Origin of the sequence: Sphingomonas soli NBRC 100801 (assembly GCF_001591025.1) — a bacterium.
Taxonomy (GTDB): Bacteria; Pseudomonadota; Alphaproteobacteria; order Sphingomonadales; family Sphingomonadaceae; genus Sphingomonas; species Sphingomonas soli.
Genome location: NZ_BCTZ01000004.1, coordinates 13648 through 37141, shown reverse-complemented (window position 1 = coordinate 37141; position 23494 = coordinate 13648). Strand labels below are relative to the sequence as shown.

Genomic DNA, 23494 nt, shown 5'->3' with positions numbered 1-23494 from the left:
AATGTTCTATACATGTTCCGCACGCGCCGCGCAATCCGGCTTGCCCCCAGCCCCGCCGTTCCCTACCTGTTCGCGCATGTCGCTTCCCGCCCCCACGCCCGCCGATGCCCCCTATCTGCAGGGCCTGAACGAACCCCAGCGCGACGCCGTGCTCACCACCGAAGGCCCCGTCCTCGTCCTCGCAGGCGCTGGCACGGGCAAGACCGCGGCGCTCACCGCGCGCCTCGCGCACCTGCTCTGGACGCGCAAGGCGTACCCCTCCGAGCTGCTCGCCGTCACCTTCACCAACAAGGCCGCGCGCGAGATGAAGGAGCGCGTCGGCCGCCACGTCGGGCAGGCGGTGGAGGGCATGCCCTGGCTCGGCACCTTCCACGCGATCGGCGCGAAGATGCTGCGCCGCCATGCCGAGCTGGTCGGGCTGCAATCGAACTTCACCATCCTCGACACCGACGATCAGCTTCGCCTGCTCAAGCAGCTCATCGCCGCCAATGATCTCGACGAGAAGCGCTGGCCCGCGCGCCAGCTCGCCGGGCTGATCGATCAGTGGAAGAACAAGGGGCTGACCCCGGCCGAGGTCGGCGCGGGCGAGAGCGAGCAATATGCCAATGGCCGCGGCCAATCGCTCTATGCGCAATATCAGGAGCGGCTGAAGGCGCTCAACGCCTGCGATTTCGGCGATCTGCTGCTCCACATGCTGACCATCCTCAAGACGCACCGCGACGTGCTGGAAAGCTATCAGCAGCGCTTCCGCTACATCCTCGTCGACGAATATCAGGATACCAACGCCGTCCAGTATCTCTGGCTGCGCCTGCTCGCGCAGGAGCGCCGCAACCTGTGCTGCGTCGGCGATGACGATCAGTCGATCTATTCGTGGCGCGGCGCGCTGGTGGAAAACATCCTGAAGTTCGAAAAGGATTTCCCGGGCGCAAAGGTCATCAAGCTCGAACAGAATTACCGATCGACCCCGCACATCCTCGGCGCGGCCTCGGGCGTCATCGCGAACAATGGCGGTCGCCTCGGCAAGACGCTCTGGACCGAGAAGGATGCAGGCGAAAAGGTCAAAGTGCTCGGCGTCTGGGACGGCCCCGAGGAAGCGCGCCGCGTCGGCGAGGAGATTGAGGGCGGTCAGCGCGGCGGCAAGAGCCTCGACGATTTCGCCATCCTCGTCCGCGCCCAGCACCAGACCCGCGAGTTCGAAGACCGCTTCATCTCGATCGGCCTGCCCTACAAGATCATCGGCGGCTTCCGCTTCTATGAGCGGCAGGAAATCCGCGACGCGCTCGCTTATCTCCGCGTGGTCGCCCAGCCCTCGGACGATCTCGCATTTGAGCGCATCGTCAACACCCCGAAGCGCGGCTTGGGCGACAAGGCGCTGGCCAAGGTCCACCAATCCGCCCGCGCCGGCGGCGTTCCGCTAACGGTCGCCGCCGCGCGCATCCTCGATACCGACGAACTGACGCCGCAGGCCCGCCGCTCGCTCGGCAACCTGATCGGCGACATCGCCCGCTGGCGCGCCATGGGCGACACCCTGCCCCATCCTGAGCTGGCCCGCATCATCCTCGATGAGAGCGGCTACACCGCGATGTGGCAGGCCGACAAAACCGCAGAGGCAGCGGGCCGGCTGGAGAATCTGGGCGAACTCGTCCGCGCGATGGAGGAATATGAGAGCCTGACCGCGTTCCTTGAGCACGTCTCCCTCGTCATGGATAACGAAGCGAGCGCCGACGAGCCCAAGGTGACGATCATGACGATCCACGCCGCCAAGGGGTTGGAATTCGACACCGTGTTCCTCGCCGGCTGGGAAGAAGGCATCTTCCCCTCGCAGCGCGCACTCGACGAAGGCGGCCTCGCCAGCCTCGAGGAAGAACGCCGCCTCGCCTATGTCGCGATCACCCGCGCACGCCGCCAGGCCACCATCCTCCACGCCGCCAATCGCCGCATCTACGGCCAATGGACCTCCTCGCTCCCCAGCCGCTTCATCGCCGAACTCCCCGCCGAACACACGCATGAGGAGTCCACCATGACCGGCGGTGCCTCGCTATGGCAGGCCAACTGGTCCGACCGCGCCGACCCCTTCGCCGACACCAGCCGAGGCACCGGCCGCGGCCCCGGCTGGCAGCGCGCGGCAGGCTTCGACCCCAAGAACCCCGGCGGCACCTTCAAACCCCGCACCTTCACCCGCGAAGCCCCGCGCGTACTGGAAGGCAAAGCCAGCGCGGTGAGCGTAGGCGCCAAGCCGCGCTCTGATCTGTCGCTGGGGATGCGCGTGTTCCACCAGAAGTTCGGCTATGGCGAAATCGCGGAAATCGAAGGCAACAAGCTGGAGATCGACTTCGAGACGGCGGGGCGGAAGCGGGTGATGGATTCGTTCGTGACGGTGGGGTGATTTCCCTCTCTCCGCTTGCGGGGAGAGGGAGGGAGCCGACGCAAATCGGCGGAAGGGAGAGGGGCGTGGATAATCCCGGTTGCTGGCCAATAGCCCCCTCTCCCGGCCTCGCTTCGCTTGGCCGCCCTCTCTCCGCTTGCGGGGAGAGGGAATGAGAGACCCGGAACTGTTGCGCCGCGCGCGTGAGATGCGCTCCAACCCCACCCCGCCAGAAGCCCGCCTCTGGTACCATCTCCGCGCCAGGCGCTTCGAAGCCACCAAGTTCCGCTTCCAGACCGTCCTCGGCAATTACATCGTCGATTTCACCAGCCGCGCGGCGATGCTCGCGATCGAGGTGGACGGCGATACCCACGCCACGCAACAAGCCTATGACGATCGCCGCACTGCGTTCCTGGAAAGCCAGGGCTTCCGTGTCCTCCGCTTCACGAACAGCGACGTGATGACCAACCTGGACGGCGTACTCCAGACGATCGCCCATTCCCTCTCCGCTTGCGGGGAGAGGGAGGGAGCCGACGCAAGTCGGCGGAAGGGAGAGGGGCGGTCACCGCGAGCCTATGCGCTTGTAGCAAAAACCCCCTCTCCCGGCTTCGCTGGCGCCCTCCCCACGCGGCATCACCAATCAACAGTCTCAAATCTCGTGTACTTGTGTTCCTACACAGCAAATGCAGCGCTGACCGCTAATCCTTCGAGTGCGTCGAGCCTCGCGCGTCCTGCGGGCGTTATTCTGTAAGACCCCCTGAAACTGTCATACTCAATTAGCCCCATCCGCGTCAGACTGCCCGCACGAGATACGCTGATCGCGTTCTGAACAGCATTGTTTGACTGCGCTTCGGCGGGTCTGCCTCTAAGAGCTTTCTTCGCCTGCGACGGAAGGCCGCCGAACCGCGCGACGAAGTCCTTAATTTCGCCAGGCTGTTTCCAGCCGCCAGTCGCAAGACATCTCAGTATCGGAAGCTCGACGAGGGCCTTTGTCGCGCCTTCGGTTGCCGTCATATTCAACGACTCCAATATTTTATAGCTGGAGATTATTCCCACGTTATCGATAGTCAAGAAACCCTGACAGGGTGAATTGACATTGTGAAATGATACGCCGCTCTTGATATAGATAGAAGCCTAGTCAGAAATGCCGCCGTACTGCGGAATGCATCAAGCTAACCTAACGCTCATCGACAAGATCGTTGATCTGATCGAAGCAGGGGAGATCTAATCCCTTCTCCCCTCTCCCCTTCAGGGGAGAGGGAGGGAGCCGGCGCAGCCGGCGGAAGGGAGAGGGGCAGTGACCGCGAGCGTATGCGCTTGTAGCAAAAACCCCCTCTCCCGGTCTCGCTGACGCTCGACCACCCTCTCCCCGCAAGCGGAGAGAGGGGAGAGAGCAATGCCCCACATCCCCATTGCTCCCCGCCCCGCCCTCCCGCTAGCACCACCGCATGCCCGATCGCCTCGAATTCTATCCCGCGCCCAGCATCGCCACGCTCCAATATTGGATCATCGCGGCGTCACTCGGAGTGGCGGTGTTGCTCGGGGCTGCGCTGCTCCAGCCCGCGGAGCTGACCGGCTGGGGGATAAGCACCGCGCTCGCCCGGCTGGCGGGCGCCGTCGCCTGCGTGATCACCGCTTTGCTCGCATGGCGCCGGTCTCAGCGCATCGCGGCGGCGCGCGCGCATGGCGAGCCGCAGCTTGCGCTCGATCGCTTCGGAATCGAGATACGCGGCGATCTGCTCTGGCGCGTCCATCGTTTCGCCTGGTCGCGCGTCACCGCGATCGAGATGCTGCCCGAGGATAAGGGGCTGTCGATCATCGTGCGCGGCAGCCTGCGCCCGCTCGGCCGCCGGGTGGAGATCCTCACCGATACCCAGGAGTCGGCGGATAGGGTCGAAGAGCAGATCGCCCGCTATCGGCGCGGACCGACCTTCCATTAGCCCGCAGCCCTCTGCACTAAATGCTTGAAATGTAGGATTTCACCTGCTTGGCTGAGCCGGTCGGCCCCGCCGTCCGCTCTTTGAATTCGTCAGCCTCGATAGCGTCGGCGATGCGCGTATCGTAAACTTCCGCGCTTCGTCCGGTGCCTGCAGGACCGCACCGCAAAGCGCGTTCTTGGTGTCACTTTAGTGTAACCTTCCGGCGCCGCGATGTGCGCGGCGAACCAGCCTCACGCGCTCTCGATCCCGCCCCATTCGGTGACGGTGTGGAATGCCGGCAGGCTCAATTGCCCCTCGCCGCTCTTCGCGACCAGGCTGTTGCCTTGCTTCAGCAGCCCCGATTCCGCCAGCACGCGCGGTGATACGCGGTGGCGGGTGGTCAGCGTGCCCGAAGCGTCCTCCACCAGCGGCTGCTCGAATTCGATGCCCTGTTGCTGGCCCAGCGCGCGACGCACGATCGCGACCACCATCTGGCCGTCGCCCAGGTCGATCACGAATTGGGTGCCCTCCGGCACGTCCACGATCCCCTCGATCAGCGCGCCCGATGCCGAGACGTTCTTGAGCACCGCCGCGTAATAATGATTGTCGTGGATCACGCCGACCTTGCGGAACGTGGTGTGGCGGATGTGCCGCTGCTTGGCGGGGCCCTGCGGCGTGATCACCCAGCGTCCGTTCACGACGTGCGTGCTCAAATCCTCGTTGGGCACCGCGCGGCTGTATAGAAAGCCCTGGATATGGCTGACGTTCAGCCGGCGCATCGTCTCGAGCTGGTCGAAGCTCTCGATGCCCTCTGCCGTCGTCTCCATGTTCATTGCGTTGGCGAGCGCCACGATCGCGGCGATGATCGCCTGGTTGCGCGCGCCTTCCTCGGTGGTGCCGCGCACGAAGCTCTGGTCGATCTTGATCTTGTCGAACGGCGCGGACTTCAGATAGCCGAGCGAGGAATAGCCGGTGCCGAAATCGTCGAGCGCCAGCCGGACGCCCACGCGCTTGAGCGCAGCGAAGCGGGCATCGGTCTCCGATCCGTCGCCCAGGAAGACGCTCTCGGTGATCTCCAGCTCCAGCCGTTCGGGCTTGAGCCCCGAATTGGCGAGCGCGCTCATCACGATGGCGGGCAGCGCCTCGCTGGCGAACTGGATCGGCGATACGTTGACCGCGACGCGCAGATTCCCCGGCCAGGTCGCGGCGTCCTTGCAGGCCTGGCGCAGCGTCCATTCGCCGAGCTGCGGGATCAGGTTCGCGTCCTCGGCGATCGGGATGAAGATCGACGGCGATATCCGCCCGCGCTTGGGGTGGTTCCAGCGTAGCAGCGCCTCGAAGCCGGTGACTTCCTCGGTCTTGGCGGAGACGACAGGCTGGTAGTGGACGGCGAACTCGCCATTGCCGAGCGCGTCGATCAGGTCATGCTCCAGCAGGCGGCGGTCCTCCGCCATCTTGAGCAGGTCGGAGGAGAAGAAGCGCGCCCTGCCCCGCCCGGCGCCCTTGGCGGCATACAGGGCGAGATCGGCGTTGCGGACCAGCTCGTCGCTGGTCGTCGCGTCATAGGGGCTCACCGCGATGCCGATCGACGCGCCGATCATGCAGCGGCTGCCGTTGATGTAATATGGGTGCGAGACCGATTCGATGATGCGCGTGGCAAGCTCGTTGATCGCGATCCGGTCGTGCGCGTCGGGCAGGATGATCTGGAACTCGTCACCGCCCATCCGCGCGATCTTCTCGGAATCGCCCACGATGTTCGAAAGCCTTTCGGCCACCAGCTTGAGCAGCGCGTCACCCACCGGATGGCCCAGGCTGTCATTGATCTGCTTGAAGCGGTCCAGATCGATCAGCAGCAGCGCGCAGGGCCGCTGCTGGCTGCGAAAGGCGGCGATGGTGCTGTCCAGCAGCCCGCCCATGCGGCGGCGGTTGGGCAGTCCGGTCAGCGGATCGTACATCGCCAGCCGGTTGCTCTCCAGCGCGGCGTGCTGCTCCTTGGTCACGTCCACGCCGTGGCCCAGATAACCGCAGAATGTGCCCCGGGAATCGGTCTGCGGCTGGCCCGAAAGCGCCCACCAGCGCTCCTTTTCCGCTACCTCGACGCGCACCGGGACCGTCTCGAACCGCCCCTGCCGCGCCATCTGGAACGGCAGTGTCCGGCGCGGCTCTGCGTCGAAGTCGGCATCGTCGGCGGCGTGTTTGAATACCTCGATAAAGTCGCGGCCCAGCACGGCCTCCGGCGATTCACCGATCGCATGCGCGACGCTGTCGCTCAGATAGGTGATGCGGCCGTCCGCGTCGGTAGCCCAGAACCAGCCGAGCTCCATCGCTTCATAGTTGCGGAACAGCCGGAGATGCTCGGCGGCAAGCGCGTCGGCAGCCGTCCTGCGCACGAACGGAATCCCCGCGCGCATGCTGACGCCCTTGGCCTGGGCAGCCCCCGAGTTTCGCCCGCTCATCCTTTCTCCGCTGCCGTCCCCTGGTCGTCGTTGCGGCGATGTTACGAGCGGACCCTTTAGCTTTCGTGAAGGCGTGAATGTGTCTTTTTCACAAGCCGTTCAGCGTTGAGTCACGGTTGTTGCGGGAACGTTTCCATGCCACCGCTCGTATCCCCCGGGCAGTTTCAGAGGAGCATAATATGAAGACCTTCACATGCATGGCGGCCATCGCCGCCGCTACGCTCGCCGCGGCGACGCCCGCCTCTGCGCAGCGCGGTCCCGGCGGTCCCGGCTATGGCCAGCAGGATGAGGAAGCCCGCTTCGATGCAGCCCAGCGCCGCTTCGACGCCGAGTATCAGGCCTATCAGGCCGCTGTGGAGCGCTACCGCAGCGCGCGCGCACGTGCCGATTGGCGCGATCCGCGCGACGATGAATTCTACGATCCGGCACGCGACTATCGCGCACCCCCGCCCGGCTATCGCGATCGCGTGCTGACCGCGGACGATCGCGTCTATCGCGGCCAGGACGGCAAATATTATTGCAAGCGCAGCGATGGCAGCACCGGCCTTATCGTAGGCGCTGCTGCGGGTGGTCTGTTCGGCAACGCGATCTCGGGCGGCCGTTCAAAGACGATCGGCACGCTGCTCGGCGCAATTGCCGGCGGCGCGCTCGGCAGCTCGGTCGATCGCAACCAGGAAGTGCGCTGCCGTTAAGGCAGCCGGTCGGCGGCAGGCTCCCCGGGATGCTTGCCGCCGCTTCGCCGTATCAGGCGGCCACGTCCTGCGGCTCGATCGCCATCATCTTGATGGCATATTTCGCCTGGTCGGGATCGAACAGCGCGCTCGGCTCGAACGGACGCTGGGTCAGCGTTACATCGTTCAGCCCGTCAATCTTGAACGTGCCCATCTTCGGCTCGCGCGGAAGCATGTTCTCACGCGAGACGATGAACGCGTCGGTGTAAAGCGCGTCTCCGCGCATATAGAGGATGTGCGGTGCCAGGATCATGCGCGTGCGGTTGTATGTCACCGACACGCAAAGCTGGCGGATCACCGCCTCGAACATGGTGGCTACCGGGCCAGTCGGGCCCTGATCCGCAGAATCTGCCGAAGAAGTCATATCGTTATTATGGGGATTATGGTGCGCCGCAGCAATAGCCTTGTTGGTGCGGCGGCGCACCTCGCCTTAGCGCCAGAACAGGAGCAGGAGGATGATGATCGGGATCGGGATGCCCACCAGCCACAATAGGATGCCCTTGCCCATCTTTTCTCTCCTGCTGGTTTCGTTGCCGTAAGAACCTTGGCGCGCGGGTCTTGTTCCCCCGGCCCGAAACCGCCAAGAGCCTGCAATGGCCGCCCGTCACCCGTTCGCGGTAGCGAACTTCCGATACTATTGGCTCGCCCGGCTCTCGACCACGCTGGGCCAGATGGCGATGGTGATCGTCATCGGCTGGCAGGTTTACGACATCGCCCGCCAGACGATGAGCGTGAAGGAAGCGGCGTTCCAGCTCGGGCTGATCGGCGTGGCGCAGTTCCTCCCCTTGCTCGTGCTCTCGCTCTACGCGGGCTGGGTAGCGGACAGGATCGATCGCCGCTGGATCGCACGGGGCGCCGTGGCGCTGGAGGCATTCTGCGCGCTCAGCCTGTGCTGGCTCACCTACACGCACACGGTTACCCTGCCCTCCTTGTTCGGGATCGCCGCGTTGCTGGGCGTCGCGCGAGCTTTCGCCAGCCCAGCGCTGAGCGCGCTCGCGCCAAACCTCGTTCCCAAGGAAGTCCTGCCCACGGCGATCGCGCTCAGCGCCGTCGCCTGGCAATCCGGCTCGATCATCGGACCGGCCATGGGCGGCTATCTCTATGCCGGCGCAGACTGGCTGCCTTATGCGGTATCGGGCGGGCTTTTCCTGCTCGCTTTGGCGATGCTTTGCATGATCGGACCCGTGCCGCTTCCCACCACCCGCTCCCAGGGCAGCCCCTGGGCACAGATGGTCGACGGGCTGCATTATGTACGCCGCAATCGTCTCGTGCTCGGCGCGATCTCACTCGATCTGTTCGCGGTGCTGCTGGGCGGCGCGACCGCCATGCTCCCGGTCTATGCCCGCGACATTCTCCAGGTCGGATCGGAGGGCCTGGGCCATCTACGGGCGGCACCCGCTCTGGGCGCGGTGACGGTCGGCGCGATCTTCGCCTGGCGCCCGCTCAAGACCAATGTCGGGATCAAGATGCTTCTGTCGGTCGCTGCGTTCGGCGCTGCAACGGCACTCTTCGGCCTCAGTGCACCCCTGCTGGTGCCGATCCTCGGTCCTTCTGCGATCGGCAGCGATTTCGCCCCGGCCGTTTTGTTCGGCCTCGTAGCGCTGTTCGTGCTGGGGGCGGCGGACATGGTTTCGGTCTATGTACGCCAGTCGCTTATCCAGCTTTATACGCCGGATGAGATGCGGGGCCGGGTGGGCGCCGTCTCGACCCTGTTCATTTCCGGCTCTAACGAACTGGGCGAGGCGGAATCCGGGTTCCTCGCCGCAGCGATTGGTCCGGTCGCCGCAGTGGTGGGCGGCGGGATAGGTGCGATCCTTGTCACGATATTATGGGCAAGGCTATTCCCTGAGCTCAGGCGGGCGCGTACCTTCGATCCTCCGGCCAATCTTGAGATACCTCCCAAGGAGATGACGATATGAAGGCCCCTTCGATCCTCGACACTATCGGCAACACGCCCCATGTCCGCGTGAGCCGGCTGTTTCCCGATGCCGAGGTCTGGATCAAATCAGAGCGGACCAATCCCGGCGGGTCGATCAAAGACCGGATCGCCTTGTCGATGATCGAGGCGGCTGAAGCGGATGGCAGCCTGAAGCCCGGCGGCACGATCGTCGAGCCGACCAGTGGCAATACCGGCGTCGGTCTGGCGATGGTCGCTGCGGTCAAGGGTTACAAGCTGGTGCTGGTGATGCCTGAGAGCATGTCGATCGAGCGCCGCCGCCTGATGCTGGCATATGGCGCAACCTTTGATCTGACTCCGCGCGAGAAGGGCATGAAGGGCGCGATCGAGCGCGCGATGGAGATCGTCGAATCCACGCCCGGTGCGTGGATGCCGCAGCAGTTCGAAAACCCGGCGAACGTCGAAGTCCATGTTCGAACCACCGCGCAGGAAATCCTGAACGATTTCGCCGACAGCCCTATCGACGTCGTCATTACCGGCGTCGGCACCGGCGGTCACATCACCGGCGTCGCCGAGACGCTCAAGAAGAGCTGGCCGAACGTCAAAGTCTACGCGGTGGAGCCTGAGCTTTCGCCTGTCATCTCCGGCGGCCAGCCTGGTCCGCATCCGATCCAGGGGATCGGCGCTGGCTTCGTGCCGCGCAACCTGCATACCGATGTGATCGATGGTGTGATCAAGGTCGATGCAGGCGACGCAAAGGAGATGGCACGCCGCTCCGCCCGGGAAGAAGGGATGCTCGTCGGTATCTCGTCCGGGGCCACGCTCGCCGCGATTCGCCAGAAGCTGGCAGAGCTTCCGGCAGGAACCCGGGTGCTGGGGTTCAATTATGATACAGGTGAGCGCTACTTGAGCGTCCCGGACTTCTTGCCAGAGAGCTGAATCCCCTCGACATTAATCCCGGGTTAACAGTAGGCTGACCGAGTCGGGGTTAGACGCGCATTCCGGGGGGAATTCTCGTGCGTAACGCAATGATCTGCGCCAGCTTCGCGCTGGCGATCTTTCTGGCGTGGCCTTTCGTGTTCGGAAGCGACACGAAGGTCATGCCGAGCGCGGTAGAGGCGCGCGACGCGGTGAAGGCCGCTGTCGCCGCCGTGCCCGCTGTTCATGTGATTCCCGAGGCCGTCGCGGCACCTGCCCCGGCGGTCCAGGCCAAGCCGGAAAGCTGCTACAAGCGCTTCCAGCGCGAGGTGAAACAATGTCGCGAAGGCAATAGCAGCGCGGCGTGCAAGCTCGGCGCGGCGGACCATTGGGATATGTGCGAAGCCACCGGATTCTGGCCCAGCTAGCGAAGCGGCTACCGCCAGCCCGCACCGGCGCCATTTCGCCGCCGTCACGGTTCCATGAAGCCTCCTTGTGCGTTAAGGGGCGCGATCCCCGCGCATGGAGCTGCTTCTGCATCCGTCTGACCCCGCGCCTTCCCCGCGCGTACTCCCCATTCTTCAGGCCATCCTCGGGCTGATCGCGCTGGCCGCGATCATTGCGCCGCTGGCCCTTGTCCTCACGACCCCGCGCGTAGTGCAGCACAAGCGCCCCCATGTGGTGATCTCGAACCGCGTGGTCCCAAAGACGGAGATTCCGGCCGTGGAGCCGGTCCGGATCCAGGAAGTTGCTCCCGCAGACGCCAAATCGATCAACGACGCTATTCCATTCTCCACCCTGCCCAACCCGGCGGCGCGCGCGTTCCGTCTCTTTGGCTCGCTGGAAAGTCAGGCGCGCGCGGTCGATTGTCTCGCGGCTGCTGTGTTTTACGAAGCGGGTGACGACGCGGTAGGCCAGCGGGCAGTGGCACAGGTCATTATCAACCGCATGCGCCATCCGGCTTTCCCGAAGACGATCTGCGGCGTGGTGTTCCAGGGGCAGGAACGCTCGACCGGCTGCCAGTTCACCTTCACCTGCGATGGCGCGATGGTCCGCTGGGCGCCCCGCCCAGCCGCATGGGAGCGCGCCCGCGGCGTCGCGCGCATGGCGCTCTATGGCTCGGTATATGCGCCGGTGGGGCACGCGACGCATTACCATACCGATTGGGTGGTGCCGTACTGGAGCGCCAGCCTTGAGAAGATCACCGAGGTACACACGCATCTGTTCTTCCGCTGGGCCGGCTGGTGGGGCACGCCGCCCGCTTTCAGCCGCGGCTATGCCGGCGTCGAACCGAACGTGCCCAAATTGTCGCGGCTCTCGCCCGCCCATTTCGGCGATCCCGACGCGCTGCCCGCCACGGACCTTCCGACAGGGTCAGAGGGCGCGATGATCGATCCCGCGACGATCCCCGCAAGCGCAGTCCCCGCACCGATGACGGTCGAAAGCGGCGGCACCGCGGAGGGCAATAATTTCATGCTTACGCTGCCCAAGGGGATGGGCACCGACGCCTTTGCCGCGCTGGCGATCCGCACCTGCGGCGAACGGCATTACTGCAAGTTCATGGCCTGGACCGATCCGAAGCAGACGCCGTCCGCCCTGCCGCTCAGCAGCGCGCAGGTATCAACCATGTCGTTCAGCTATCTGCGCGATCAGAGCCAGGGCTTCGCGAAGGCGCTGTGGAACTGCCAGCAGTTCAAGCGACCCAGCCCGGTGCAATGCATGCGCGCCCAGCCGCCAGTTGCGGGGGCGATCGTGGCTCCCGCCACGGCGGTGGACGCCAAGCTACCCCCACCACTTGCGGGCGTCCGGAAGAAAGAGCCGGTGACCGAAGCGACGAAACCGCAGGCGACGCTCACTTTGCCGGGGCCGCGCCCATCGCCAACCCCGCGACCGACGCCGATCGCGCCCGCCGTCAAACAACCCGACTGAACGGACCCCGGCTACCGCCGGGACCGTCCAGGCTTCAGGCCGCCCGGAACATCTCCGGATCGAGCGCCATCACCGCATCGCTGCCCGACTCGATCTTGCGGCGCAGCGCGCCTGCATCCGGGAAAAAGCGCTCTGCATAGAAGCGCGCCGTCACCAGTTTGGCCTCGTAGAACTTCGCATTTTCTGCGCCGTCGGCCAGCTTCGCCGCAGCCACCGTCGCCATGCGCAGCCACATCAGGCCTAGCGCGACGGTGCCGGTGAGCTGCATATAAGGATAGGCGCCCGCACCGACATGGTTGGGGTTCTGGAAGCCATTGGCCGCGAGCCACATCGTCGCGCCCTGGAGATGACCGAGCGCCTTTTCCAGGCCGTCGGCAAAATCCTTGAGCTTCTCGTCGCCCTTAGCCGTCGCGATTTCCTCGCTCACCAGCTTGAACAGCGCCTGCACCGCGCGGCCGCCATTCTGGGCGAGCTTGCGGCCGACCAGATCCATCGCCTGCACCCCGTTGGTGCCTTCATAGATCATCGAGATGCGGGCATCGCGAACATATTGCTCCATGCCCCATTCGGCGATGTAGCCATGGCCGCCATAGACCTGCTGGCTATCGGTCGCGACGCGGTAGCCGATATCGGTGCCGACGCCCTTGATCACCGGGGTTAGCAGGCCGACGAGATCGGCGGCGAGCTGGCGCTCTTCCTCGGTTTCCGCAGCATGCTCGAGATCGACCTGGAGCGCGCCCCACAAACACAGCGCCCGCAGCCCCTCGGTGAGCGCCTTGCCTTCCATCAGCATGCGGCGGACGTCCGGGTGGACGAACAGCGTATCCGCCTTCTCGTTCGGCTCGGCCGGGCCGGTCAGCGCGCGGCCCTGCCGGCGGTCGCCGGCATATTGCACGGCGTTCTGCAGCGCGACTTCGCCGATGCCGAGACCCTGAAGCCCGACGCCGAGGCGCGCGGCGTTCATCATGATGAACATCGCGGCGAGACCCTTCATCTCCTCGCCGACCAGCCAGCCGGTGGCGCCGTCATAGTTCATGACGCAGGTCGAGTTCGAATGGATACCCATCTTGTGCTCGATCGAGCCGCAGCTCACCGCGTTGCGCGCGCCCAGCGAGCCATCGTCATTGACGATGAACTTGGGCACGACGAACAGCGAAATGCCCTTGCTGCTCTCCGGCGCGCCGGGCGTCTTGGCGAGAACGAGATGGATGATGTTCTCGGTCAGGTCGTGCTCGCCCGACGAGATGAAGATCTTGGTGCCGGTGATCGACCATGAGCCATCCGCGTTCGGCTCGGCGCGGGTACGGATCAAGCCCAGATCGGTGCCGCAGTGCGGCTCGGTTAGATTCATCGTACCGCCCCACTCGCCCGAGACCATCTTGGGGACGTATTTTTCCTGCTGCTCGGGCGAGCCCTTGACCAGCAGCGACGCGACCGCGCCGTGCGTGAGCCCGGGATACATGGCGAACGCCATGTTGGCCGAGATCATATATTCCTGGAACGCGGTGGAGACGACGTGCGGCATCCCCTGCCCGCCAAACTGCTCCGGCGCGCTCAGCGTGCCCCAGCCGCTCTCGACGAACGCCTTATACGCTTCCTTGTAGCCATCCGGCGTGGTCACGCTGCCATCGTCGTGGCGGGTGCAGCCCTGCTGGTCGCCCGAATGGTTGAGCGGGAACAGTACTTCCGCGACGAACTTGCCGCCTTGTTCCAGCACCGCATCGACCATATCCGGAGTCGCATTCTGGAATCCCGGCAGGTTCGCATAGCGATCGAGCCCGATCACCGAATCGAGGATGAAGCGCGTGTCGCGCACGGGTGGCGTATATTGGGGCATTTCAGATCCTCAGTTGGCGTCGCTGCTTTTGAGCAGCTGAACGAATTGCTGGAGTTCGGCGATGTGCTCGTCGATGTCGCGCTTCTGGTTTTCGAGCAGGCGGATGCGATCCTCGCAGCGGGCCAGGGTCACGGCCTTTTGCGTGCTGCGCCCGTCACCCACGTCATAGAGATCGATCATCTCCTTGATCTCGCCCAGGCTGAAACCCACACGCTTGCCGCGCAGGATCCATGCGAGCCGGGCGCGGTCGCGATGCGAATAGATGCGCTGGGTGCCCCGGCGTTCAGGGCCGATCAGCCCCTCATCCTCGTAAAAGCGCAAGGCGCGGGGCGTGACGTTGAATTCCGCGCAAAGGTCGGAGATCGAAAAGGCATCGCGGTCCGGTCGCGGTTCGATCGGGGCCAGTGCCTGGAGAAAGGCGGCATCGAGCATGAAGAGAGGATATCTTCCCCTTACGTGAACGTCAATCTCCGCAAAGCCGCTTTCCGTTCGCGTCGCGCATCGCCGCGGCCTCGGCCGGAGATTCACTCAGACGCGTGACTTCCAGCCCGGCATAGGATGCGCGGCGATTGCACAATTTGTCGCATCCGGCAGGAAGAGCGCCGGGCACCGTAATCTTGTCGCCGTCGAACTTTGCGTCGAACCCGCAGTTCCCTTCCGCCCCCAGTTCGATACGCAGTGTCTCCCCCACCCTGCTCGCCGTGCCCGTGCCGCTGCACGTGATTCCGTCTCCATAATCGACGAACGCGCCAACCTTGTAGCCGATGCTGGTGGAGACGATGCAGATCCGGTCGGTATCGCGCGCGTAGAGCCCCGCAATCTCGGTGTCCGCCGGGTTGCGGACGAGCCCGCGCTCGATCGCTGCCTTTTCCAGATCCTGTGGCGGCTGATCCTTTGCGGCCTGCTGCCCCGAACAGGCTGCCAGCATCAGGAGTCCCGGTAGCCACCTCATGCGCGACGGACCAGCTTGCCATCCTCAATGACGCGATAGAAGCAGCTTTGCTCGCCGGTGTGACAGGCCGGACCCAGCGGCTCGCATTTGAGCCACAGCGCGTCCTGATCGCAATCGATGCGAACCTCGCGGACCTTCAGCACATGGCCGGAAGTCTCGCCCTTCTTCCACAAACGTGCCCGGCTGCGCGACCAGAAGGTCGCATCGCCCGATTCGAGCGTGGCCGCCAGCGCATCGGCGTTCATATGCGCGACCATCAGCAACCGGCCGGTCATATCGGTGGCGACGGCGGTGATAAGCCCGGCGGCGTCATATTTCGGGTCGAGCGTCAGGCTCGTATCGCGTTGATCGGTCACGGGGCGGGTCTAGCCAACCCGGTGCTACGGCGAAAGCGCCAAGGCGGGGTCAATGCTCCCGGATGGCGTCGACCAATTCGTCCTTGTCCATCTTCGAGCGGCCCTCGATGCCTATCTCCCTCGCTTCGTCGTAGAGTTCGGCCTTCGAGCGGTCGTCGAGGCGGGTGCCTTTGTGACCGAGTGTGTCCGCTTCCCTGGCATTGGCGATTCGCGCCGCCTTCTCTTTCGAAGCACCGTCGTCGCGCAGGTCCTCGTAAAGCTTGTCGTTCTTGATCTGGGGTCCGTGGTCCTTGGCCATGACCTATCTCCTTCCGCGTTGAAAACGTGCGGAAAATCGCGTGGTTCATTTCTTTGTGACGAACGGGCGACAAAGCGCGTTCAACCGCCTATATGGCCCGCGACAGTTCCGAACCCCTTGAGGGCCGATGCTTACCACGCACCCATTTGATGACGACAAGCTGCGCGAAGAGTGTGGCATTTTCGGTGTATCGGGCATGGAGGGTGCTGCCGCAGCAGTCGCGCTCGGCCTGCATGCGCTCCAGCATCGCGGCCAGGAGGCTGCGGGGATCACCAGTTGGGACGGGAATCAGTTCCACACCCATCGCGCGATGGGTCATGTCGCCGGGAATTTCGATCGGGACGACGTGATTCGCGCGCTGCACGGCAACAGCGCCTGCGGCCACGTGCGCTATTCCACCACCGGCGAGACGGCGATCCGCAACGTGCAGCCACTTTACGCCGAGCTGGCAAGCGGCGGCTTCGCGGTGGCGCATAACGGCAATATCTCGAACGCGATGCGGCTGCGACGTGATCTGGTCCGCCGCGGTGCGATCTTCCAATCGACCAGCGATACCGAGGTGATCATCCATCTCGTCGCCACCTCGCAATATCGCACGCTGATCGATCGCTTCATCGATGCGCTCAAGCAAGTCGAAGGCGCCTATTCGCTGATCGTGATGACGCCGGAGGGTATGATCGCCTGCCGCGATCCGCTGGGCATCCGGCCGCTGGTGATGGGCAAGCTCGACGACACGATCGTCTTCGCCTCCGAAACCGTGGCACTCGACGTGGTCGGCGCGGAATATGTCCGCGATGTCGAGCCGGGCGAACTTGTGATCGTCAAGGCGGGCGGCGAGATCTCCTCGCACAAGCCCTTCCCGCAGAGCGCCGCGCGGCCCTGTATCTTCGAATATGTCTATTTCTCGCGCCCCGATTCGATTGCCGAGGATCGCTCGGTCTATTCGGTGCGCAAGGCGATCGGCGCGCAGCTCGCCACCGAAGCGCCGATCGAGGCCGACCTCGTCGTCCCGGTCCCCGATTCGGGCGTCCCCGCCGCGATCGGCTATGCGCAGGAGAGCGGCATTCCGTTCGAGCTCGGCATCATCCGCTCGCATTATGTCGGCCGCACCTTCATCCAGCCGGGCGACAAGGTCCGCCACCTGGGCGTCAAATTGAAGCACAACGCCAATCGCGAGCTGATCAAGGGCAAGCGCATCGTGCTGATCGACGATTCGATCGTGCGCGGCACCACCAGCCTGAAAATCGTGCAGATGATGCGCGAGGCGGGGGCCGCCGAAGTCCATATGCGCATCGCCAGCCCACCGACCCGGCACAGCTGCTTCTACGGTGTCGATACGCCGGAGCGCACTAAGCTGCTCGCCGCCAAGCTCGATGTGGGCGGGATGACCGACTTCATCCACGCCGACAGCCTGGCCTTCATCTCGATCGACGGGCTCTACAAGGCGCTGGGTGAAAGCAGCCGCGCAGCGCAGCCCAAATATTGCGATGCCTGCTTCACCGGCGAATATCCTACCCCGCTCACCGATCAGGACGAACTCGCGCCGGTTGACCAGTTCGCGCTTCTGGAGGAACGGGTAGGCTAAGCCCCGTTCCCGGAGATTCGCGTGACCGACAAGCCTTTAGCCAACAAGCTCGCTCTTGTGACCGGCGCCAGCCGCGGGATCGGCGCGGCTACCGCGCTCGCCCTGGGCAAGGCGGGCGCGCACGTGATCCTCACCGCGCGCACCGCAGGGGGGCTTGAGGAAGTCGAGGAGGCGATCGACGCAGCCGGTGGCACCGCGACGATCGCGCCGATGGACCTGACCGAGAATGACAGCATCGCCCGGCTCGCGGGTGCGGTGGCCGAGCGCTGGGAAGCGCTCGACATGCTGGTGCTCAACGCCGCCGCCCTGGGTTCGCTGAGTGCCACGGGTGCGATCGACTTCAAGGAATTCGCCAAGGTGCTGACGCTCAACGTTACGGCCCAGGCAGCCCTGCTCGCGGCTTTCGATCCGCTGCTGCGCAAGTCGCAGAACGCCCGGGTGATCGGCCTAACCTCCAGCGTCGGCCGTATCCCCCGCGCCTATTGGGGCAGCTATGGCGCGTCCAAGGCCGCGTTTGAGAATCTGCTGCTCAGCTATGGCGAGGAAGTCCGGCACATCACCGCCGTGCGCACCGCGCTGATCGATCCCGGCGCCACCCGCACCAAGATGCGCGCCCGCGCTTATCCGGGCGAGAATCCCGAAACGGTAAAGCCCGCCGAAGTCGTGGCCGAGCGGATTGCCGCGCTGATGACCGCGGGATTCGAGACCGGGCATTTCGAGCGCGTGGAATAGCGCCCGTTCCCCGGCATAGGCCGGGGAACTCCCGATCAAGACGTCCGGCTACTTCGCCGCGGCCGCGAACAATTTGTCCAGAAACGCCGTTCGCGCCCGGCCATAAGCAGGGTCGGAAGCCTTGGGCGCGGCCGCCGAGACGGCGATCACCACCTTGCTCTTCGGATCCACGCGGATCGTTTGGCCGAAAATCCCCTGCGCGCCAAAGCGCTCCTCAGGGTAGGTCCACCACTGATAGCCATAGCCATAACCCGGCGCGCCGATGTCAGCATGGGCGCGCGTGGATTCCGCAAACCAGTTCGCCGGCACCACGCCCTTGCCGCCCTCCAGCGCGAGCAGGCCCATTCGGGCATAGTCACGCAGTGACACAGACAGGCAGCACCCGCTGACTTCGTTGCCCGATGGATCGACCATCCAGAACGCGTCCTGCTCCATCCCCTTCGACCAGATTTTCTCGCTCAGATAGCTCGCCAGCGGCTTCTTCGTCGCACGCATCACGAGCACGCCGATCAAATTGGTCTCGCCCGTCTTGTACACCCATTTGGTGCCCGGCTTCGCTTCGCTCGGCAGCTTCTTCATGTACCAGACGGTGGGGTCCTCACCCGCCGGCACGGGTTCCAGGAACATCCGCGCTACGTCGGACTTGGGATCGGTATAATCCTCGTTCCATTTCACGCCCGACGTCATCGTCAGCAATTGCGCGATGCTGACCCCGTCATAGCCGCTGCCGGCCAGTTCGGGGATATGCTTGGTCACCGGCTCATCGACCGACTTGATAAAGCCATCCTTGATCGCCGCGCCGACCAGCGTGGAGGTGAAGGATTTCGCTACCGAGAAGCTCGTCCAGCGCCCTTCAGGACCATAGCCCCGGGCATAGCGTTCCAGGATGATCTTGCCGTCCTTGAGCACGATCAGGCCGCTCACATTCTGCTCGGCGATGAACGCATCCAGTTCGGCCGCAGGAAAGGTGAGCGGCGTACCTGCGGGGAGCGCGCGCACCTTCTTGCCCGCCTTGGCAATATTGCCGGGGAAGATTTTCTCCATCTGCGGGAAATTCGCGTCACGCTGCGCCTGGCTCCAGAACAGCACCTCGGCGCCCACCTTGCGCAGCCCGGCATTGTCCTGCGGGCTTGCCTTCACATCGGGCGATACGACCGCCTGCGCGAAAGCGGGGGCGCTCGTCAGCAACGCGAGCGGCAACATCCAGGTCTTCAGCATCATCTCTCCTTCACCAGCGTGACCTGAAGGACGTCGATGCCGCCACCTCTGAATCCGCCTTCGCAATACATCAGGTAATAGCGCCAAAGCGCAATGAAGCCCGCATCAAATTGCTTCGGCAGCGCACCCGTAGCCGCCGCAGCCTCGAAATTCTCGCGCCAGCGCTTGCAAGTCTCGGCATAGCTGGCCCCGAAACGCGCTTCATCGCGCCATTCCATGCCGTTCTGCCGAGCAAGTTCGCGAAAGGCGCTTTCCGAGATCAGCAGGCCGCCGGGGAAGATATAGGCCTGGATGAAATCGACATTCGCCGCATAGTCTTGGAACAATGCGTCGTCGAAGGTGATGATCTGAAGCGCGGCGCGCCCGCCGGGTTTCAGCGCTTTCGCGATGGCGGAGATATAGGCTGGCCAATATTCGCGGCCCACCGCTTCGGCCATCTCGATGCTCACCACGGCATCGTAGCTGCCGGTCACGTCGCGATAATCGGTCAGGCTGAACCGGCCGCGCGGGTTGCGCGCGCTCGCATAGGCAAGCTGCTCGGTCGAAAGCGTGATGCCGTGGATCTCGCGTCCGCCAGCCAACGCCGTCTCAGCAAAGGAACCCCAGCCGCACCCGATTTCAAGGATCGTGTCGCCGGGGGCAGTCTCCGTGCGCGCAAGGATCGCGTCGAGCTTGGCCTGCTGCGCGCTCTGGAGCGACTGATCGGCGGAGGCGAACAGCGCGCTCGAATAGGTCATGCCCGGATCGAGCCACTGGGCGTAGAATTCATTGCCCAGATCATAATGGAAATGGATGTTCTTGCGGGAGCCCGTGCGGCTGTTGCGATGCAGCCAGTGCCAGGCGCGCTTGGCAAGCCGACAGGGCCCCGCCGCGCGGCCAAGTCCCCTCAGCGTGTGGCGGTTGCGGCTGAACAAGGCGAAGACCTGCACCGGATCGGGGCTGGCCCATTCGCCATTCCCCCAGGCCTGGTACCACCCGACCGACCCACCGACAGCGAGCCGTACGAGAGCTCGCCAGCGTCGAAGCTCCACGGTCGCGTCAGGCCCTTCTGCGCGCCCTCCCAGCGTGCGCCGAGAGCCATCTGGCCGGATCACATGGATCTGGCCTGCCATTATCCCTGCATCGATGCGATCGAGCGTGCGTTCGAAAAAGCCCGGTCGGCTTCCGACCTGCCCCAGCTCTCCCGCCCCCGCGCCCATCCTGTCAGATCGCGTGGGGTTGCTTGTCCACCATCCAGGTCTGGCCCTTGGCGACCAGCTTCTGGAGATCGGGCTTCTTGCCTTCGCTCGCGGCCTGGTTCTGCGCCACGACCGCGCTTTCAAAGGTTGGCGCGGGATCGTCGTAAATCACCCCCAAGGCCATCGGAAACGGGCCAAACGGCATCTCGACAAGCAGATGGGCGATGGCGCGATTCTTAACATTGTGGACGATCACGCCGCTGGTATCGCCATCGACCACGTCGACGACCTTCAGCGTCAGCGTCTCGGTGTCCAGCGCCAGCCCCTTTGTGCCGCCAGCGAAAAGCAGCGGCTCGCCATGCGCGACCCACATCTGGTTCGCCTGCGCGTTCGGCTTGGCGGTGAAGGGCTCAAACACCTCGTCATTATAGACGATGCAGTTCTGGAAGATCTCGACAAAGGCCGCGCCCTGATGCGCGTGGGCCGCCTTCAGCACGCTCGGCAGATTCTTGTGAACGTCGATCCCGCGCGCCACGAAACGCGCGCCACTGCCCAGCGCAAAGGCGCAGGGCTTGGCCGGGTGATCGACCGAACCGAAGGGCGTGGAAGGCGAACGCGTGCCCTCACGGCTGGTCGGCGAATATTGCCCCTTGGTCAGGCCGTAGATCTCGTTGTTGAACAGCAGCACCTGGCAGTTCAGGTTCCGGCGCAGCAGATGCATCGTGTGGTTGCCGCCGATCGACAGCGCATCGCCGTCGCCGGTAATGATCCACACGTCGAGTTCCGGATTGGCAAGCTTGACCCCGGTAGCCACCGCCGGCGCACGACCGTGGATGGTGTGGAAGCCATAGGTTTCCATATAATAGGGAAAGCGCGACGAGCAGCCGATGCCGCTGACAAATACGGTGTTTTCAGGCGTCCCGCCAATCTCGGGCATCGTGCGCTGCACTGCCTTGAGGATTGCATAGTCCCCGCAGCCGGGGCACCAGCGGACTTCCTGATCGGTTTCCCAATCCTTGGGGGTCGAGGGGCGGATGGTGGTGATTTCGTTCATGCCATATCTCCAACGTCACCCCGGCCTTGAGCCGGGGTCCCGCTGTTCTGCGAAACAAAAGAAGAAGCTGGACCCCGGCTCAAGGCCGGGGTGACGGTACGGGGAAGGCTCACGGGTTCACTGCCTCAGTGCTCGGCAATTGAGTGTCGTCAGGCCCAAGCTCCTCCGCCGCATCACTGGACAGATGACGCGTGATCGCGGCTTCGATCTCGGCGATCGTGAAGGGCTGACCCGACACCTTGTTGAGCGGCACGGCGTTCACGAGATACTGGTCGCGCAGCACCGTCTTGAGCTGGCCCGTGTTCATTTCCGGTACTAGGATATGGTCGTAACTCTTCAGGAGTTCGCCGAGATTCTTCGGCAGCGGCCAGATATGGCGGATATGGATATGGCTGACGTCGAGCCCCTTGGTCCGCGCGCGACGAACGGCTGTGGTGATCGGGCCGTAGGTCGATCCCCAGCCCACGACGACAAGCTTGCCGCCTGCCTGGCCGGCCCCGACGACCTGATCGGGGACGTCGATGCCAAGCACCTTGTCCCGGCGAATATCGGTCATCGCCTGATGGTTCTTCGGCGAATAATCGAGATTGCCGGTATCGACCGCCTTCTCGATCCCGCCGATCCGGTGAAGAAGCCCAGGCGTGCCCGGCTTGACCCAGGGGCGCGCGAGCTTCTCGTTGCGCGCATAGGGGAGGAACTTCTCGCCCTCGGGCGGCAGCTCGGTGTGATGCGTCACCGGGAACGGCGTGTAGCTGCTCATGTCCGGCACCTTCCAAGGCTCGGCGGCATTCTGTAGATAGCCGTCGGTCAGCAGCATCACCGGCGTCATATATTGCGTCGCGATGCGCACCGCCTCGATCGCGCAGTCGAAGCAGTCTGCGGCCGAACGTGTAGCGATCACCGGCACCGGTGCGTCGCCATTTCGGCCATAGACCGCCTGATACAGGTCCGATTGCTCGGTCTTGGTGGGAAGGCCGGTCGAAGGGCCTCCACGCTGGGCATTGACGATCACCAGCGGCAATTCGGTCATGATCGCCAGACCGATCGCCTCGCCCTTCAGCGCGATACCCGGGCCCGAGGAACAGGTGACGCCAAGGCTGCCCGCATAGGAGGCGCCCAGTGCCGATGCGATCGCCGCGATCTCGTCTTCAGCCTGGAAGGTGGTGACACCGAACTCCTTGAGGCGCGAAAGCGCGTGGAGGATCGCCGATGCCGGGGTGATCGGATAGCCGCCGTAGAACATGGGCAGCGAAGCCAATTGCGCGCCCGCGACCAGCCCCAGCGCGATCGAGTCCGCGCCGGTTACGGTGCGATACAGGCCGGGCTCGGCAGGCGCTGCCGCGACATTGCGCTGCGCGATGCCCATCGCGCCCAATTCGGCGGTCTCGCCGTAAGCATGGCCCGCATTGAGCGCCGCGATATTGGCCTCGGCCAGTTCGGGCTTCTTCGCGAACTTGTCCTTCAACCACTGGATCAGCGGCTCACGATCACGATCGAACATCCAGAGCGCGAGCCCCAGTGTCCACATGTTCTTGCAGCGCAGCGCTTCCTTGTTGCCCAGACCGAACGGCTTCACCGCTTCGACAGTCAGCGCCGAGATATCCAGCTTGAGCAACTGCCACTTGCCCAGGCTGTCATCCTCAAGCGGGTTCGACGTATATTTCGCCTTGTCGAGATTGCGCTGACCGAACTCACCCGCGTCGGCGATAATCAGTCCACCGGGCTTGAGCGCGTCGACATTGGTCTTGAGCGCCGCCGGGTTCATCGCGACGAGCACGTCGGGCTGGTCGCCCGCGGTTTCGATCGAGATCGAGCCGAAGTTGATCTGAAAGGCGGAGACTCCGAACAAGGTGCCCTGCGGCGCGCGAATCTCCGCAGGGAAATCGGGGAAGGTCGCGAGATCGTTGCCGGTGAGGGCGGTCGAAAGCGTGAACTGCCCCCCAGTCAACTGCATGCCGTCGCCCGAATCGCCGGCGAAACGCACGACGACAGCCTCGGAAGGCGGATTTGCCGACGCCTCTTCGGGCGTAAGCGTATGAGCGGCGGTAGCCATGGCCGGTTATTCCTGC

21 protein-coding genes are annotated in these 23494 nt (G+C 64.4%); 10 read left to right on the top strand and 11 right to left on the bottom strand.

The window, feature by feature from the left end:
- Window positions 1-76: 76 nt before the first annotated feature.
- The 3 genes from SSO01S_RS03645 to SSO01S_RS03635 all read left to right on the top strand — a co-directional run bounded on the left by SSO01S_RS03645 (window position 77) and on the right by SSO01S_RS03635 (window position 4305).
- Window positions 77-2386 carry an ATP-dependent helicase gene (locus SSO01S_RS03645; protein WP_066795310.1) on the top strand — a complete coding sequence of 770 codons (2310 nt, stop codon included), beginning with the start codon at window positions 77-79 and terminating at the stop codon, window positions 2384-2386.
- A 151-nt stretch (window positions 2387-2537) separates the two neighbouring features.
- A complete protein-coding gene (locus SSO01S_RS17135) occupies window positions 2538-3116 on the top strand; it encodes an endonuclease domain-containing protein (protein WP_083942825.1) in 579 nt (192 codons plus the stop codon).
- Between the two features lie 697 nt (window positions 3117-3813).
- Complete coding sequence (locus SSO01S_RS03635) at window positions 3814-4305, top strand: hypothetical protein (RefSeq protein ID WP_066795308.1); 492 nt, start codon at window positions 3814-3816, stop codon at window positions 4303-4305.
- Window positions 4306-4535: 230 nt separating this feature from the next.
- Here SSO01S_RS03635 and SSO01S_RS03630 read toward each other — a convergent pair whose 3' ends face one another.
- Window positions 4536-6740 (bottom strand): putative bifunctional diguanylate cyclase/phosphodiesterase, encoded by a 2205-nt coding sequence (locus tag SSO01S_RS03630; protein ID WP_083942824.1) that lies wholly within the window; start codon window positions 6738-6740, stop codon window positions 4536-4538.
- Between the two features lie 179 nt (window positions 6741-6919).
- On the opposite strand from SSO01S_RS03630, the gene SSO01S_RS03625 reads away from it, so the two are divergent.
- Window positions 6920-7432 carry a glycine zipper 2TM domain-containing protein gene (locus tag SSO01S_RS03625; RefSeq protein ID WP_083942823.1) on the top strand — a complete coding sequence of 171 codons (513 nt, stop codon included), beginning with the start codon at window positions 6920-6922 and terminating at the stop codon, window positions 7430-7432.
- A gap of 52 nt (window positions 7433-7484) precedes the next feature.
- Here the strand turns inward: SSO01S_RS03625 and SSO01S_RS03620 are convergent, their stop codons facing one another.
- A complete protein-coding gene (locus SSO01S_RS03620) occupies window positions 7485-7835 on the bottom strand; it encodes a WYL domain-containing protein (RefSeq protein WP_066795302.1) in 351 nt (116 codons plus the stop codon).
- Window positions 7836-8064: 229 nt separating this feature from the next.
- On the opposite strand from SSO01S_RS03620, the gene SSO01S_RS03615 reads away from it, so the two are divergent.
- From SSO01S_RS03615 to SSO01S_RS03600, 4 genes are all read left to right on the top strand, one after another.
- Complete coding sequence (locus tag SSO01S_RS03615; protein WP_066795299.1) at window positions 8065-9390, top strand: MFS transporter; 1326 nt, start codon at window positions 8065-8067, stop codon at window positions 9388-9390.
- On the top strand, window positions 9387-10307 hold the full coding sequence (gene cysK / locus SSO01S_RS03610) for a cysteine synthase A (protein WP_066795297.1): 921 nt from the start codon (window positions 9387-9389) through the stop codon (window positions 10305-10307). The genes SSO01S_RS03615 and cysK overlap by 4 nt, the downstream gene beginning before the upstream one ends.
- Before the next feature lie 77 nt (window positions 10308-10384).
- Window positions 10385-10714 (top strand): hypothetical protein, encoded by a 330-nt coding sequence (locus tag SSO01S_RS03605; protein WP_157073627.1) that lies wholly within the window; start codon window positions 10385-10387, stop codon window positions 10712-10714.
- 94 nt (window positions 10715-10808) lie between these two features.
- Window positions 10809-12215, top strand: coding sequence for a cell wall hydrolase (locus tag SSO01S_RS03600; RefSeq protein WP_083942822.1), 1407 nt, complete (start codon window positions 10809-10811; stop codon window positions 12213-12215).
- A 34-nt stretch (window positions 12216-12249) separates the two neighbouring features.
- On the opposite strand, the gene SSO01S_RS03595 is transcribed toward SSO01S_RS03600, so the two are convergent.
- Genes SSO01S_RS03595 through SSO01S_RS03575 form a run of 5 tightly spaced genes read right to left on the bottom strand, consistent with a single transcriptional unit; the run spans window position 12250 to window position 15658 of the window.
- Window positions 12250-14052 (bottom strand): acyl-CoA dehydrogenase C-terminal domain-containing protein, encoded by a 1803-nt coding sequence (locus SSO01S_RS03595; RefSeq protein WP_066795291.1) that lies wholly within the window; start codon window positions 14050-14052, stop codon window positions 12250-12252.
- 9 nt (window positions 14053-14061) lie between these two features.
- On the bottom strand, window positions 14062-14484 hold the full coding sequence (locus SSO01S_RS03590) for a MerR family transcriptional regulator (protein WP_066795288.1): 423 nt from the start codon (window positions 14482-14484) through the stop codon (window positions 14062-14064).
- Between the two features lie 31 nt (window positions 14485-14515).
- Window positions 14516-15004, bottom strand: coding sequence for a hypothetical protein (locus SSO01S_RS03585; protein ID WP_157073626.1), 489 nt, complete (start codon window positions 15002-15004; stop codon window positions 14516-14518).
- Window positions 15001-15360, bottom strand: a complete 360-nt coding sequence (hisI, locus tag SSO01S_RS03580; RefSeq protein ID WP_066795284.1) for a phosphoribosyl-AMP cyclohydrolase — start codon at window positions 15358-15360, stop codon at window positions 15001-15003. Before hisI ends, SSO01S_RS03585 begins: the two co-directional genes overlap by 4 nt.
- Before the next feature lie 49 nt (window positions 15361-15409).
- Window positions 15410-15658 (bottom strand): DUF7218 family protein, encoded by a 249-nt coding sequence (locus SSO01S_RS03575; protein ID WP_066795281.1) that lies wholly within the window; start codon window positions 15656-15658, stop codon window positions 15410-15412.
- A gap of 127 nt (window positions 15659-15785) precedes the next feature.
- On the opposite strand from SSO01S_RS03575, the gene purF reads away from it, so the two are divergent.
- Together purF and SSO01S_RS03565 are read left to right on the top strand one after the other, a co-directional pair.
- Window positions 15786-17243, top strand: a complete 1458-nt coding sequence (gene purF / locus SSO01S_RS03570; RefSeq protein WP_066795278.1) for an amidophosphoribosyltransferase — start codon at window positions 15786-15788, stop codon at window positions 17241-17243.
- Between the two features lie 21 nt (window positions 17244-17264).
- On the top strand, window positions 17265-17975 hold the full coding sequence (locus SSO01S_RS03565) for an SDR family NAD(P)-dependent oxidoreductase (protein ID WP_066795276.1): 711 nt from the start codon (window positions 17265-17267) through the stop codon (window positions 17973-17975).
- Between the two features lie 48 nt (window positions 17976-18023).
- Here the strand turns inward: SSO01S_RS03565 and SSO01S_RS03560 are convergent, their stop codons facing one another.
- The 4 genes from SSO01S_RS03560 to SSO01S_RS03545 all read right to left on the bottom strand — a co-directional run bounded on the left by SSO01S_RS03560 (window position 18024) and on the right by SSO01S_RS03545 (window position 23478).
- Window positions 18024-19193, bottom strand: coding sequence for a serine hydrolase domain-containing protein (locus SSO01S_RS03560; protein ID WP_066796266.1), 1170 nt, complete (start codon window positions 19191-19193; stop codon window positions 18024-18026).
- Window positions 19193-20392, bottom strand: coding sequence for a class I SAM-dependent methyltransferase (locus SSO01S_RS03555; protein ID WP_066795274.1), 1200 nt, complete (start codon window positions 20390-20392; stop codon window positions 19193-19195). The genes SSO01S_RS03560 and SSO01S_RS03555 overlap by 1 nt, the downstream gene beginning before the upstream one ends.
- A gap of 4 nt (window positions 20393-20396) precedes the next feature.
- Window positions 20397-21425 (bottom strand): 2-oxoacid:ferredoxin oxidoreductase subunit beta, encoded by a 1029-nt coding sequence (locus SSO01S_RS03550; RefSeq protein WP_066795272.1) that lies wholly within the window; start codon window positions 21423-21425, stop codon window positions 20397-20399.
- Window positions 21426-21534: 109 nt separating this feature from the next.
- Window positions 21535-23478 carry a 2-oxoacid:acceptor oxidoreductase subunit alpha gene (locus SSO01S_RS03545; protein ID WP_066795269.1) on the bottom strand — a complete coding sequence of 648 codons (1944 nt, stop codon included), beginning with the start codon at window positions 23476-23478 and terminating at the stop codon, window positions 21535-21537.
- Between the last annotated feature and the right edge of the window lie 16 nt (window positions 23479-23494).